Here is a 17460-nt window from a genome sequence, read left to right as displayed (position 1 = left end):
AGACCATTATATAATTTAGTACTATATCAAGGTTCTTTTATTCTAGATATAGATAATTTCCCCTAAAAATTTTGATCCAAAATATCAATCGGTTTAGTTCGCTAACATCACCTTACGCGCTTACCATATTCTTGATAACCGCATAAGGAATGTTTTCTTTGAATTGAATAGTTCTCAGAGTATGTTACTCTTTTACAAATTGTGTTTTACTCTTTCCGAAGACAGATAAGATATAAACTCCAGATTCCATGTCTGAAATAGATATCAATTCATCTACAGAAGTTAGTTTCGCTTTCTTAATTGTTTTACCGGTGATATCATAAATAGTGACAATATCATTAGCCTCAACTCCTAGAATAGCAATTGATTCTTTGGATGGATTCGGATATACTGCTAATAATGAATTATCGGATGTCGGATCTTGTCTGTTTCCAACAGATAAAATCTTCCACTTTTGATTTGCATTGGTACTACTATAATTCCAAATAATAGCATTTGCTCCAACTGCTCCTCCTGCTCTGTCCAAACCTCTCGATAGACAATGCATTGGTTTTATTCCATAAATATCGTTACCATTCTTAACGATTTTCCATTTCTTATGAGAATCTACATCATTGATCCAAGTACCCACATTACTTCCATTTTCACAACGAGCATAAGGAACTTCTAAATATCTGTTAGTCCCCACGTTTCTAATGGTATATGAATTACCACTCACATGTTTAATCTCCCATTTCTGATCATCAAAATTTGCGGGCTTATGCATTCTCGCACTATGGCTTTCTAAGGCACGAGCTAGTAATCTTTCATTATTCTGAGGAGATTCAATATGGTAAATACCATTTGGGATTAACTGCATAAAAAGCTTAGTAATCGTAATATCATTTGTCTGATCAGTATCTAATGCATCTTGCCAACCAGTTCCTACTGGTCTAATATGAACCTTAAATAAATATCCTGGGCTAGGTTGTGGCATATTCGGAAGATCGATTGTAATTGCTTTAGATCCAATTCCTTTTGCTACAACTTCCTCTTGCGCTGCAATCCATCCGGTAGCTGACCAAAAAGACATTACAATTTCTCTATTAGAAGAAGCCTCATAGTTTACATCTAAAGTATAAGAAGTGGCCTGCACCATACTATTCGGAGAATTACTAAAAGATATTTTATCTTCAAATGTTTGACCTTGGACAGTGACATTATTAACCTGATCTGTATCAATTGCCTCTTGCCAACTAGCTCCTACAGGTCTAATATCTGTTTTATAGATATAGCCAGTCCCTGGATTAGGCGCAGTAGGCAATTCTACGGTGATTGTGACTCTATCAGAACCACTTCCTACAGTAATTCTCTTTTGACCTAACCATTGGGTAGCTGACCAAAATTGTACCACAATATCTCTATTAGTATCTGCACTGTATTGTATTTCAAAATCATAGGAAGTTTGAGAAGCAATTGTAGTGGTAGGATTGATAAATGCTATTTGATCATTTTCTGTATCTCCTTCTCCTGTATCTTCTACTGCATCAATTCCTGCGGTCCATCTCGTTCCTCCTCGTTCGTAAGCTCCAATATCTGGCGCAGAACCTTTATAAGCTTTTTCGAATCCTGCTATCACTCTTCCACTATTGACTACAGATCCATTAGATTTTGGCATAAAATTTAGACCATTTGCATTCTCAAATGGAGAAGTAGCACTTATAATATTATTCTTGTAATCAAATCCTGGCGCTTCATGCCATCCCTCTTTATTAGAATAATTATTATAAACTCTATTATTACTTTGTGGATAACCATTTACCCATGAACCCATTGCTTCTCCTGCATTCCAGATAGTGTTATGAAAAAAGTCTAAATGCTCATTATTCCAGTTTACCTGATAACCGGTCCAGGATACATTCCAAACTACATTATGATGGACAACATATCCTTTACTATTATTATCTAGGTAAATACCTGCAGCTTTATTTCCAGCATATGAAGGTGGTTTTGAATCATGAAACCAATTATGATGGATTTCAGTTCCTTTTCGTCTATCGTCACCAACCGTATAAAAAACTCCAGAATCAGCATTAATTAACTGCGCTCTCGACACATCGTTATAAGCAACTTCGCAGTTATCTCCACTAACGTACATTCCATCTCGTCCTGAGTTGATTATTTTATTCTTTAAAACTTTTACATTATTAGCTCTTGTTCTAATTGGTGTTGCATGAATTCCTAAATAATCGATATTAGAAATAGTATTTTTCTCGATAATAGAATTATGAGCATTTGCCCAACTCTGAACCGAAATTCCATTTGCAGAACTATGATTAACAGTACAATTTCTTATAATGGTATTTGGTCCCAACACTTCAATTGAGGATTCACCTACTCCTGCACTCGTACTATTTATGTTGTCAAAACCTTCGCTACCATGGATTACTTTATTACTCTCAAAGATATTAGAACGTCCATTGATCTTTACACTTCCTCCAAAAAACTCAATACCCTGAATTTTTACATAATCCCCTTTTATTTCAGCAATAAATTTACGAGTAGCATACTCTACAGTATTATTAGCAGGTTTTTTACCATTAGCTGGCTGAAAATAAAGCGTTTTAGTAGCAGTATCATAATACCATTCTCTGGCATAATCTAAGGCTTCTAACTTATTAAATAAATACAATTGCCCTCTATGTCCATTTCTTACAATTGTCGGGTTATGAGGATTGAATGGCCATTTATTAATATTTACTCCTGCATGTTCAATTCTATTTCCGGTACTACGAGTAATTCTTCTCGTCCAACTTGTACCAGAATGTCCTCCTATATAATACACTAATCCGCCTGTCCAATCGAAGCTTGGTATCCCTGAAACACTGAAATAATTACTACCTCCATTATCAACAAACTTACAATCTACCGTAAATCTATTATTATCAACATTATTTGGCCATCGAGCCAAATCCATATATTGTTGATTATGGTACACATTCCTAAACCTTTCTTCAATAGTCATATTAACAGAAGCTTTATAAATATTACCTGCATGTAATTGCCATCCATTTATAAACTTTGTTGCCTTGATTTTTACATTTTCTCCATCTGCAGCTTTAAAGGTGATATAATTATTTGGGGTTCCTTTTTTATTAATTACTAAAGGCTCTGTATACACTCCTCCTTTTATAATACAAACATCACCAGCTTTCATTACTGAAACTGCTTTAGCAAAAGTTTTGAAAGGACTACCTAAAGAACCATTATTACTATCATTCCCGTTAGTTGCGACATAATAGTCTTTGGCAAGTAAACTCTGGGTAAAAACTACCCAGAGAAAGCCAATTAAAAATTTAATTTTCATGGTTTGATTATTATAAATTAATCTAATTAGCTGATTTATTCTTTTACAAATTGTGTTTTACTCTTTCCGAAGACAGACAAGATATAGACTCCAGATTCCATGTCTGAAATGGATATCAATTCATCTGCAGAAGTTAGTTTCGCTTTCTTAATTGTCTTACCAGTGATATCATAAATGGTAACAATATCATTATCCTCAACTCCTAGAATAGTAATAGATTCTTTGGATGGATTTGGATATACCGCTAATAATGAATTATCTGTTGTCGGATCCTGTCTGTTTCCAACAGATAAAATCTTCCACTTTTGATTTGCATTAGTACTACTATAATTCCAGATAATAGCATTTGCTCCAACTGCTCCTCCTGCTCTATCCAAACCTCTCGATAGACAATGCATTGGTTTTATCCCATAAATACCGTTGCCATTCGTAACGATTTTCCATTTCTTATGTGAATCTACATCATCGGTCCATGTGGCAACATTGGTTCCATTTTCGCAACGAGCATAAGGAACTTCTAAATATCTATTAGTCCCCACATTCCTAATCGTATATGAATTATCACTCACATGATTAATCTCCCATTTCTGATCATCAAAATTTGCTGGCTTATGCATTCTAGCACTATGACTCTCTAGAGCACGTGCTAATAATCTTTCATTATTTTGAGGAGATTCTATATGATAAATACCATTTGGAATCAACTGAGTAAAACGAGCATTTACTGTCACATTATTTACCTGATCTCTAGCAATAGCATCTTGCCAAGATGAATTTAATGGTCGAATATGAACTTTATAAACGTATCCACTTCCTGGTGCAGGCAAACTAGGTAGGTTAACAGTAATTGTTTTTGTACCTGAACCTTTAGCAACTTGCTCATTTTGTTGTGCAATCCAACCTGTAGATGACCAAAACTCTACGATGATATCTCTGGTGGTCGAAGCTTCATAATTAATATCAAATGAATATGAAGTAGCTTGTACAATAGTAGTTGGTGCATTGCTAAAGGAAACCTTATCTGTAAATGTTTGATTCGCAACAGTTACATTTTCCACCTGATCTCTATCGATAGCTTCTTGCCAAGTAGTTCCTACTGGTCTTATATGTGCTTTGTAGATATATCCAGTACCTGGAGTTGGTGCAGAGGCTAAATCAACAGTAACATTTGCTGTTCCTGTTCCTGCATTCACCGTAACCATCTGCTGACCTAACCAGCCAGTTGACGACCAAAATTCTACCACAATTTCTCTATTCGTGGAAGCACTATAATTCACTTTAAAATCGTAGGAAGTTTGTGGTTGAATAGTCATTGCTGGATTTACAAAAGTAACCTCATCAGGAGTAGTACTAACATTACAATCTTCTCCTGGTAGTCCATAGCATCCATTTCCTGTAGGACCTAAATCTGCATTCCAGTTGATTCCTGGAACCCATTTTGTTCCTCCATATTCATATGCCCCGGCATCTGGTGCAGATCCTACAAAACCATCTGTTATACCAGATATTCTTCTACCAGCATTTACGGCTGGGGAGTTTGACCTTAACGTAAAATCATTTCCGTTGTAGTTCGTATATCCTAATTTAGTAATTACATTATTTTGTTTATCCGCATCTCTTTCAAAAGTACCTTCGTCTTCCTGTGTAGAAGGGTCATCTTCAGTTCTAACATCGGCAATATTATTCCAAACTTTTACATTCGAAAACGCTGTTCCTGGCTTATGCCAAGCTCCCATTGCTCCTCCTTCTGTCTTAACTAAAGTATTATTAAAAATATCAATGTCTTTACCATTCCAATTAATCTGGACTCCAGTCCACTCTACATTCCATACTACATTATGATGTACCGAAAATGCTTCTGCATCATTATCCAAATATATGGCTGCAGCTTTTCTTAATTTTCCTCTACCTTCACTATCATGAAACCAATTATGATGAATCTCTCCATAATGCGGTCCACCTACCGTGTACAGTAAAGCACAATCATCATTAATTAAGTTTGACCTGTATACATCATTATAGGCAAACTCACTTCTATTATTAAAGAATTGAATACCATCTCTTCCGGCTCTAAAAATTGTGTTTCCTTTGAAAAGTGTATTTTTTCCACCTCTCGCATTTATAGGTGCATCATAAGATCCGATATAATTAAAATCATGAATTCTAGAATTAAGAATTCTATTTTTATCTCCACTTACTTTAATACCATTGGCAGCTCCAAAAGCTATCTCACAACGCTCTATAGTATTATTATTTCCCTCCATCAACACGCTTTGTTTATTGGCGGAAAAACCTTTTTGAACTCCTTGTGTATGATTTCCGTAGAAAGAAGAAACACCATAAATCACATTATTGTTTGAATTTCTAGGCATATTGATCGATCCTCCAAAAACAGCGAGGTTTCTGATATGAATAAAACTTCTACCACTTAGATCTACGGTTGTTGTTCTTCTTCTCATTTGCACAACCCCATTAACTGGTGCCCGTCCACCAGGCATTTGCACAAATAGTTCCTTTGTTTGCTTATTAAACCACCATTCGTTTTGATAATCTAAAGCTCCTTTTACTCCTTCTAAATAGAAATCTCCTTTATCAGCTGGAGCATGAAAGGTTCTAATCCATGCAGGATTTTTATCAAGTGTAAAATTCACCCTTCCTGAGGAACTACTATTAATAAATGCTTTCCAGGCAATCCACCCTGATCCAGGTTTATCACCATAAAAGAAAACAGATCCTCCTGACCAATTAATATTAGGAATTTGTGAAGATGTTAAAAAAGCTCCGTTAACGACATTGCTTCCACTACCTCCATCATTTCTACGAGAATTTAATGTAAAAGGATCTCCATCTGTATTATTAGGCCACCTTGCTAAATCCATTGCTGTATTACCATTTAGAACAAAGTTTTCTTGTCCTAAATCCCAGTTTATTTTGATTTTGTAGATAGCTCCATTGTCCTTTTGCCAACCGCTAAGTGCTTGCATGGCACTGATAATCACTTTTTCTCCTTGTTTTGAAGTATATGTAATCGGTTGACCCGCTTGACCTGACCTGGCTGGTCTGATGACTTCTTCATAGGTACCTCCTCCAATAACAATAACATCACCTGGTTGCGCAACTGAAGATGCTTTTGAAATAGTTTTGTAGGGTTTGGCTTGTGTTCCGGGATTAGAATCATTCCCGTTTTTCGATACGTAAATGTTTTTAGCATTTACAGAAGATACGATGGCGATTAAAAACACCAAAACATACCTCCTTAAGAGAGTTTTAAAATTTTTCATGACTGTTAGTTGAGTTTAGTTGCCTGAAAGTTAGTTCTACTCTAGCTTTCCGACGTTATAGTTTTAGTAATCGTATTGTTTATTAAAGAATTCGTTAAGTATTCCAGAAAAAATTATGACAAGAGAAGACAATCTTAGGAAGCTTTTAATTGTTCCTATTCTTCATAATTTTTCCTGAAATACCTGATATCAGAGTTATCTGTTTACAAAAATTTTCTTTCGAATGGTTTGATTGCTTTCTGTATCTTTTATTTCAAGAACATAAATTCCTTGATGCAATCCTTGAAATGAGATAGACACTTGCTTTTGTTGCTCTTTTAGTTTTTCTGTTTTGATGACGTTTCCAACAAAATCAGTCAGCTTATATTCTGGATTCTTAAGAGATTCAAGACCCGAAAGGTTGACAAAATCTTTTGTTGGATTTGGAAATACCTTAATCTCATCAAAGATTCTTAATGCCACTAAGGAAGAGGATGGTTCTACACCCCAAACCAAGTTATTATTGCTATAAAGGGTTATATTTTGATTTGACGTATACGCTGTTCCAGCAGATTGATATGAATAATCATCTGATTCATTAAAGGCACTCCAGTTTGCTTTGGCAAAACGAGTTTGAATAGGTCCTGAATTTTGAGAAGGATCTAATACTCCAGCACCGATATCAAAAGTAATTTCTAAATAATCCATACCTCTATCCTGACCAAAAGTACCATTCACAACATTAGTTCCTAGTTGTGCCCAATCACACCAAAAATTGAGATCATTATTACCTTCTGAAGTAAACCAATATCTAATGCTTAGCTCTTCAAAAGATACCGATTGACTTCCATTATTTACTATTCTGAGATGTGGATTGATCATATTATCCGTTGCATTTCCTCTCCCTCCATCAATATATTCTAGTACTAAATCACCACTAGGTGCATCAGTAACAGAAATTTCTAGCGATTTTGTAGCTGTTTGTCCAACACCATTATCGATCGTTAATGAAACTAGATATGTTCCAATGCTATCAAATGTATGTGTAATACTAACTCCATTTCCGGTAGTACCGTCTCCAAAATCCCAAGTGTATGAAAGTGGATTCCCTAATGGGTCAGAAGATGCTGATGCGTCGAAACTTACTATCAAAGGAGCAGACCCTGATTGATTATCTGCTACAAAGTCAACAATAAGGCTTCCATCGGAAACGGTTATTGATTTGGTAATCATATCCTCTAATTTCCCATCACTTACTGTAAGCTTGACTTCATAGACTCCTGGATTTATAAATTCAAAATCGGTAGTAATTCCAGTAGCTGTTTCACCATTTCCAAAATCCCATGAATACGTTAATACATCATTATCAGGATCGGAAGACCCAGACGCATCAAAACCTACCAATAATGGTGCAATTCCAAGATCAACATCTGATGTAAATTGAGCTATCGGAGCTTGATTAGCATCTAGTACTTCTATTGTTATTGTAGTACTATTAGAGTTTCCATCAGGATCAGTTACGGTAAGTGTTACTAATTGATCTCCTATTTGTGTAAATTCATAAGATGTAGTCACTCCAACTGCGGTATCTCCATTTCCAAAATCCCAAGCATACGATAGTGTGTCACCATTAGGATCGCTAGAAGCTAAAGCATCAAAATCTACTAACAATGGCGCAAAGCCTGAAACTGGTGTTGCAGTTACTCTTGCTACGGGAGCATTACTTCCTCCAGGTTCGATCCCACTAACTAACTTTCCATTGAGATATAATGCTACTTGATCCCACGGCGCAAACTCTTTTTTGGTGCCGTCATATGAGTAATCATTAGATTGATCCGTATCTGACCAATTGCTATTGGCTATTTTAGGCTCCATTCTACCAGAACCATCACTTCTTCCTAGCATACCTGCTGCTGGATCAAAGGTAATCTCTACATAATGATTATTTCCTTCGGTATTTACGATTTGCCCTTTTACATTAGTACTACCAATCATTGCATAATCCACAAAGAAATTCAGCGGTAAATCTGTTTCTGTTTCAAACCAGTAGCGAATACTTAGATCAGCGTATGCAACATCTTCCGAAGAATTATTAAAAATTCTAAAATGTGGTTTGATAATATTCGTAACTGCTCCTTCTGAAGCATCCTTATACTCCAATGTTAGAATGCCATCTCCACCAATTTGAATGTTTCTTGGAGTTGATGTTTTGGTAACACCGTTAATTCCTGTCGCTACAGATGTAATTTGATAATTTCCATCTGGCAATCCAGTTACATCTAATTCATAAGGTGCTGTTGTATCTTCACCTACTAATTCTCCATTACTAAAAAATTCTACCTTAAGAACATTATTACTTTCATTTAATAAGTTGGCTTCTATATGAACTGTACTTCCTGAAACATATTTATCACCAGATTTTGGAGACATTAATGATAAATAAATAGCTTCTCCCCCAGACATTGCTTCCATTTTAAGCGAATGTTCTTTATAAATAGCCACTTCTACATCTCCTTCAAAAACTCCGAATTTATCCCTTGGTGTATTGTTATCTGGAAACCACCAAAACGCACTAGCACCAATCTTTTTTTGTTCGATGAATCCATACATTTCTTCCCACCATTCGTATCGCTCTTGAATTTCAACATTAAATTCTCCGATGTATAATGGTTTCTTTAGAATTTGATGGGATTCATCAGCCCAATCACAGACTAGTTTTAAGGTTTCTTCTAATGTAAAATTGGACCAACTCTCACGAATATAGGGATGTGCAGAAGCAAAATCTATATAAGGTGATTGATGAATTTTGATAAAATCATTTCCTTCATCTCCACCAAATCCATAGCGAGTTCCATGCGCTTCTAAACCAGTACTCAATAAGTGATTAGAGTCAATAGCTTTTATAAAAGCTCCCATATCATCTACCCAAGCTCTCAATACATCCGAAGTTACATCATCTCCAAATCCTTGATATCTTGGTTCATTCATCAACTCCCAAGCAAGAATTGTAGGATCATTTCTATATTCTACACCATCGTAGTGATTAACACGAGTAAGAAAATATTCTACATAATCTTTATACCCTTGAATAGCAGAGGCATTTGTAAAGAACTGTCCTTGATCATGCGTTCCTGCTCCTTCTACCTCGATACCTTCCCATTTGAGTCGATCTTTGATGCCTCCGTAATCATTCCAGTAATTTTCTAAAGCCACGATCAGTTTAATTCCATTTGCTTCTGCAGATTTGATCACATAATCAAATAGTGAAAATTGTCCTTCACTGTAGACTCCTTTTTGAGGTTCGAATCCATGCCAATCCTCGTGGCTAAAACCCCATAGTCGTACTACTCTCACTCCATTTTCATATAACCTTCGCATATGTTCATCAATGCGATCTTTGTCCATAAATTGTGTTTCGATATCACCGCTAGAAGAACCATAAGTAAAAAAGTCATATACATTGGCCCCAGAAAAATAGTAGGGCCTTCCGTCTAGCATAAATTTCTCACCATCTGTATAGACAAAGTCTGATGATGGCATTCTTTGCGAAAACGATTCCATACCAAAAAATAGTAAGCATAGAAATGTTATTGTGCTAATGTTAGTTTTCATCTTAAAATAGATTAGTTGAGTTTTTAAATTTGTTGTTTTTTGAATTGTATCTTTTGTACTCCAACTATCAACACAGCATCACTTAATCACAAGACATTCCCCTTTTTAGTCCTGGATCAACGATCACTTTTACTTCTTTAATTTGATGTTTTAGATAACTGTTGGATGTCTATGAAGAATTTGACACCCAACAGTTTCACATTTATTTGGCAATCTGTTTAATTATTGTTTTTTTATCTACTTGAATCTGAATAAAATACATACCTGACTGAACTGAAGTCATGTCTAGTTTCATTTCTTTTATATCGTCTTGAACATATCTGGATGATATTGTTTTTCCACTGATATCTACGACACGAATGAAGGCATCTTTAAAACTGTAATTACTATCTAATATTAGATAATCTGTTACCGGATTTGGAAAAGCAGTTACACTTAAAGATTGTTCTGACAATGAAGGATCATTTTCTTTATTTTGACAGTCAGGAATGTCACTCTGATTCGTAAAATAAATGGTATATTCTCCACTTTTAGAGACCAGAACAAAATTATCTCCATCCATGGTTACCAGATAAGCACCATCAAAATTTGATATTCCAGTTCCGGACAAAACAATATCAGGCCCCACTTGCTCAAATGTTTGGCTGGTAATAGCAGCTTTCAAATCTATCCACCATCCTGGATTTCCATTATTTGTGCTCATAGAAAGTTGCCATAATCCATTATTTTGTAAATCCCAATTGACTGTAAAATTGGTTACGTTACTCAAATCTGGACCATTCTGACCTAGCACATAAACTTTATCATAAGAAATATTAGCTAAGGTTGGTAATGCGGTACTCATTGGTGCTCCAAAACTACAATCATTACCAGATGATGGTTGGGTAATGGTAATAGTTTGTGCTACGCTATCTGACAAAGAACCATCACTCACCGTCAATGTAATTGCATATACTCCTTCTATCGTATACGTATGATTTACAGTTTCACCATTTCCGGTAGAACCATCACCAAAATCCCATACATACTCTAAAATATCTCCATTGGCATCTGAAGATGCTGATGCATCCATAGCTACGATCAATGGAGCTATTCCTGTTGTTACAGAAGTATCAAAACTTGCCTCAGGAGCTACATTTCCTTCCAAAACAGTAATTGTCGTTGGTATCGATGTGTCTGATTGTACTCCATCACTAATGGTTAAAGTAGCAGCATAAGATCCAGCTAAAGTATAGGTATGCGAAGGGTTTTTTAAATTACTAGTATTACCATCTCCAAAATCCCATAAATAATCAATGCTAGCTCCTGAAGGGAAAACAGAACTTGAAGCATCAAAACTTACTAGTAATGGAACATCACCAGAAACTGGTGTAGCCGTAAAATTAGCTTCTAATCCAGGTAAGGTACTTTGTACTTCTATTGTCTGAGTATCGGTATCTGTCTTTCCATTGCCATCATCTACTGTAAGTACCACTTGATAGGTTCCAACCTGTTGATATGTATATGAAGTAGTTACTCCTGTAGCTGTAGCTGTATCTCCATTTCCAAAATCCCAACTGTAAGAAAGTATATCACCATCTGGATCAGTAGAATTACTAGCATCAAAACTAACAGCTAATGGAGCTTCTCCAGAACTAACATTATTCGTTATCACTGCATTAGGACTTCTATTGGTATTGTCTCCCGAAATTGGTTCTAATCCCCAAACTAATACTCCTTGATAGTACAACGTTACCAGCACATGTGGTTTTAACGAAGTTTTAGATCCATCGTAAGAGAAATCGTTACTCTGATTATGTGTTTGGAATCCTGCGTGATGTAATCTGGTTTGTATCTGTCCAGACTTATCATTTGCATTGATATTACCTGATGATGCAGAGAAACCTACTTCTAGATAATGCTCACTATCCTGAATTCCAAAAGTACCATTAACACCAATAGGTTGTGAATAGTCAATATTAAAGTTCATCGGAATATCATGTTCTGGAGTAAACCAATATCTTATTTTGAAATCATCTAACGAAACACTTTGATTAGATTCATTTACAATTTGGAATACTGGTTTTAATTCTACAGTAGCAACTCCTGAACTATTATCACGATATTCTACACTGAAATCTGTATCTGGTAAATCTCCAAATCTTTCATCTACAGTAATCGTAATCTCGGTAGGATCACCAACTATTTCTCCATCTGTAGCAGCTCTTACTAGTTTTACAGTATGTTCTCCTTCAGTAAGATTTGTTACGGCAATTGGTGCCACTGTATACACCGAACCTTGTTCAATATTATCAATAAAATATTTAATATGCTGACCATTAGGAGCGATATCCCATAAGAATGTGGTAAATTCTATTTCAAAATCTGGACCTACCAATCCACCATCAGATGGAGATTGTATCATTACAGTAGGATCTTGAGGTAATTGATCTTTGGTAACAATTACGGTAATTGTTTCTCCCAAATCTGTAACGGAGTTATCACTTCGCTCCATTTGCAAGGTTAATTCATGAGGACCTTCCGATAAAGCTGTTCCATCTGCATGAGGACCTTCGGCATCAATTAGTCCTCTATCCTGACCATCTATTTTAAATCGAAGTTTATATTGCTGTGATGGTAATTCCCAGCCTTCTGTTTCAAAATTGATGGTTATTGGAGCATTCACCATTTGCCCATCTACTGGAGATGTAAAGAAGATATCTGGCAATGGCCCAATTGGAGTAGTAGCATCACCACCATGTAGTGTCCAGATAACAGCAGCATCAAACATTTTAAGCCCTTGCTCTGTTAGTAAATGCATGAACTGATCTCTTAATGGAAATGCTGTTCTTCTGGATGGAATTGAAATGCTGGCTTCGTATCCGAACAAAATTGGTTGCGTTCCTGCCTTTGCCACGATAATAGCTTCATCAGATGGGTTTCCGAATGGTAAACTCTGAGTGATTCCATATAAAGCAGTTTGCGCATCAGCATCAGCTGCCATTGGATGATCTGTATCTGCAATGGTAACCTTAGAAAACCCTTCAGAGGTAATTCCGAAGCCAGAATTTAATGGTCCTGAAGTCATTCTTAGTTTTCCATACATGAAAGGATTCCATGTCATTAATGGCACACGTGCACCTTCCAGATCATTCCCTAGTTCTCTAGGATCTACAGAAGAGGAAATTAATACTAAATCAAAAGGATTAGCAGATTGAGGACTGGTAGCTTCTTCATCAGAGAATAACGTAATTGCAAATCCTAACTTTTGTTCCAATCTGGATTTTATACGTTGATCTTCATTAGAAAGATTATCCTTATCTCCTACCACAAACATCACTTTGATCGTATTCTTGTAGTTTACTTCAATTTCTGGTGTAATCGAAGCTGTTTTGCCCGCATTATAGAAAACCTTTGCTGTTATTCTATACGTTTTCCAAATCACAGGGTTCCAATCCATTTCATAAGGCGAGGTTGTTACACTTCCTATTAAATCATCATCTATATAATATTCGATTTTAGAAACATCTGTAATATTCGTATTTACAGCAAGTCTTACAGCATCTGAGGTATCAATTTGAGCTCCATCAATTGGAGAAGATATTTCTAATAGTTGAGTTCCTGCTATCGCAGACTCTGAACCATCAATCTGCTTGATATATGCTTCTAGTTGATCAATTTCACTAGCACTCAATGCAGATACCGCTCCGTGTGCGTCATTTGGATTATAGGTCGTTAGTACATCTCTAATTGTTGGAGCAGCCCCATCATGCAGATATGGTGCAGTAGCCCAAACATCTTTTAACGTTGGAACGTCTATCCCTAGCAATGATTTTTCTAAACGATTCCCGCTTGTAGCAATAATAGTCCCTACATCGTGTAATTTTCCAGATGGACTATCTGTAAAACTATCGCCACCATGACATGACATACATTGTAGGTCTGTGAAAATTGATTTTCCAGCTACTGCATCGGCGGTCAAGGAACCATCTTGATTTCGGTATGGACTTGGGTCAAATTGATTTAAAGATTCTATATATGCTGCTAAAGCATCTAAATCAGGAGATTTACCAGCTTTTGGACTTCCTAAAGTTAATGCTGTAGTACCTTCATTAAAAGTTGCATTATCGATAAATCCTTGTCCTTTGAAATGAAAACGAATATCATTCTCAAAATCTTGAATCTCATCAAAGTTGGCACTCCAATGCACTCTTCCATGACCAGTTCCAGAGCGACCAACCAAAGAAATAGTATTACGAAGTCCCTCTCCACGATCTGTAAAATCCCAGATTCTTCCATCTTGGGTTCCATCGATATGACAACTAGCACAACTTACATAACCATCTGTTCCCATTCTGATGTCGGCAGCATCATAAAATATTTGCTTCCCTTTAAGAACCTCAGCACTTAATAATTCTAGAGTAACCGTATGAATTGTTGCTATTTCTTCTAAGAGCGTTGTTCCTTGTGTAACCATTTGATCCGCATCAAATACGGTAACCGTACGATCCATGAAGTTCTTCACAAATAATCGATTCGTAGTTTGATCAAACACCATTCCCTGAGGTGCTTTACCTACATCTTTTTTATTTAGTTCTAAACCAGTTTTAGGATCAATAACTACGATTCGGTTATTACCTTGCATCGTGATAAAAAGATAATTTCCTGTAGGACTAAACAATGCTGAAGAAGGCTGACCATGGTTATCAATATCTAACCTATTCTGAAGGATCTCGGTGCTGGTCGTTAGATTAAGTGGTGATATTGCAGTTCGTACCACATTATCAAAAGTTAATGTTTTTCCATCTCTAGCTAAACCTCGTAATGTATTATCTTTTTTTGCTACAGACCAAGCTGTATTGTTATCTGGATGAATACTAATTCCAGCAATATAATTAGGCAATCCTCTACCTTCATTACCATTATCCACTGTAAAGTCATCCAATGCTAACCCAATGGTATTTTGAAGAGTAAAAGTAGATAGATCTACTTCCCATATTTGACCTTCTTGATCTGGTGATATAAATCTTGTTACTAATAGTTTTTCGCCATCACCTGTTATAGCAAGTGCTCTTGGCGTATTTCCTATAGCTATTGAAGATGTAAGAGTATTTGTGGCAGCGCTAACCTCTATCAATTCTCCTGATCCAAAAGCAGAAACAAAACCACGCGTGCCATCTGGAGTAAATACAATACCATAAGGTCTAGATCCTCTATCTAAAGCTATTTTCTTTATAAGAATACCTTGATTATTTAGAATATAGAGTTCATCCGAATCTCTACAGGTGACCCAAGCATTATTATTAGTATCCAGTGCTATATTTATTGGATCTTCTCCTACAGTAACTTCGTCTATAATCGAAAAATTATCGGCATTTATAAGTGTAACTGAATTATTATCTGGATTGACAGACCATACAATTCTATTATCCTCATCCACTATAATTGGACTTGATTGCTTTGGTCCACTACCTGCTATATTATTGGTCACCACTATTGACTGAGATGCTACTGCAAATCCACCATTATTATCAGAAACCTGTACCTGAACAGTGTAATTTCCTGCTTCGGTAAAAATGTGATTTGTAGTATTCCCTATCCAATCTGTTTTAGGAGAACCATCACCAAAATCCCATCGGTAGTTCAATGAATTACCGTCGGGATCTGTGGCATTTACGGTAAACTCTAAATTAGTACCCACAATTATTGGTGATGGAATATTCAATTCTATATTAGTAACTTCTGGCGATTGGTTAGAAGAATCTCCTCCTGTAGTGAAATAAAATATGTATTCTTCCATTCCGTTACCAACAGCATCTTTTATTCCATCTTCCACAAACTTTACTTCATACGTAGTATTAGGTAATAACTTTTCTTTTGGAGCATAATTAATAACTTGATAAGAGGTAGTTGTTATATCTCCTTTAATCGGCTGACCACCTAACGGACTTACCTGAATCGTTTGATCATTAAGGGTAAGATCATTTAGAGTTTCGTTAATTACAAAACCAACAGTTGTGGTAACAGGCTGATTAATTGCTCCTGCTACTGGGAAATGATGCCCAACAGAAGGGGCTTTAGTATCTAAACCATCTTGGTGTGCAAAAATCGATGTCTTATCATCTCCACTAGCTACCAAAATATGCCCGATTGGCATCCATTGATTGTCTATAAACTGTAGCGTTTCATCACTAGAAGGAGGTATAAACTCTTGTTCAATTTCCATCGTTTCAAAATTGAACTTCACACCTCTGTCAAATCTTCCAGAAAAACCATATTCATCCTGAAAGATCATGTATCGACCTAAAGTAATCTGATCAGAATGCAAGCTAAATCCTCTTTTTACATTTGTAGGATCACTAATATCAAAACCTACTAATGCATCAGGACCTTGGTTCCCACTCATGAAAACCAGATAGTTTCTCCAAAGTTGAATTCCCGTGCTATATTGTTCATGTGGAATATCTCCACCAAAAGATCCTAAAAACTTAATGTCATCAGGGTTTCCAAAATCGAAAACACTAATATCACCAGTTTGAGGAGCATAAAAGACATAATTCCCTACACGCACTACTACATCTGGTAGTGAGACCGAAACAGGTATATCATCTACCTGATCTCCTGATCGCATGTCGAATACTCGACTGCCATTAATTGTATGTGGAAATGTTTCTAAATTATCATAGTTAGATTGTCCATCTTGTACAGTATACAGTATATCCGAAGAAGTAACAGGCTTACGATCTAACATATCAGAAAGATCTAAATATTTATAACCTGTACCCTCCACTTCTGGCACAGAATATTCTCTATAAAAAAGATCGCCATCTAGTTTCCACCATCGATGCCCATTATTTGCTGCATCACTAAACTGAACTCTTTTTGGAGCCGTAGGATTAGAGATATCCCAAACTCCCGTTCCTGCCTGTCCATTAATCATTAAGTAATTGCGGTGGTAGGTATTAATTCTATCCCCTTCCGGAAAGTTGGCAAGAAAAGTTCCTGCAGGCCAGGTTTGTGTTGTCATTTCCGGACCGGCAGTACCATCGTACATCATATTGAATGAAGATAGTGCTACCAGACCAGATAAAATGAGAACTCCTATTGTGTAAAAAAGCGTTTTACGTACATTTTTAAAATACGCGAGCCATCCACACTTATTTTTTGGTGTTGGTCCCATAATAAGTTGTGAGTTTTTTGAATTGTTTTGTTGTACTTTTTATTAAAAAAAAGCTGTTTTTGAATGCTATAAAAAAGGAAAGA

At 36.1% G+C, this 17460-nt stretch carries 4 protein-coding genes; all 4 read right to left on the bottom strand.

Annotated elements, in window-relative coordinates:
• Window positions 1-184: 184 nt before the first annotated feature.
• Window positions 185-3346, bottom strand: coding sequence for an RICIN domain-containing protein (locus ABD077_RS16810; RefSeq protein ID WP_343913409.1), 3162 nt, complete (start codon window positions 3344-3346; stop codon window positions 185-187).
• 35 nt (window positions 3347-3381) lie between these two features.
• Window positions 3382-6627 (bottom strand): RICIN domain-containing protein, encoded by a 3246-nt coding sequence (locus ABD077_RS16805; protein ID WP_343913408.1) that lies wholly within the window; start codon window positions 6625-6627, stop codon window positions 3382-3384.
• A gap of 195 nt (window positions 6628-6822) precedes the next feature.
• On the bottom strand, window positions 6823-10218 hold the full coding sequence (locus tag ABD077_RS16800; RefSeq protein ID WP_343913407.1) for a PKD domain-containing protein: 3396 nt from the start codon (window positions 10216-10218) through the stop codon (window positions 6823-6825).
• 202 nt (window positions 10219-10420) lie between these two features.
• Window positions 10421-17377, bottom strand: coding sequence for a PKD domain-containing protein (locus tag ABD077_RS16795; RefSeq protein WP_343913406.1), 6957 nt, complete (start codon window positions 17375-17377; stop codon window positions 10421-10423).
• Window positions 17378-17460 lie beyond the last annotated feature (83 nt).

Origin of the sequence: Aquimarina litoralis (genome assembly GCF_039523995.1) — a bacterium.
GTDB classification, from domain to species: Bacteria; Bacteroidota; Bacteroidia; order Flavobacteriales; family Flavobacteriaceae; genus Aquimarina; species Aquimarina litoralis.
The sequence above is the reverse complement of the archived record's forward strand: the minus strand, read 5'-3'. Positions and strand labels throughout refer to the sequence as shown.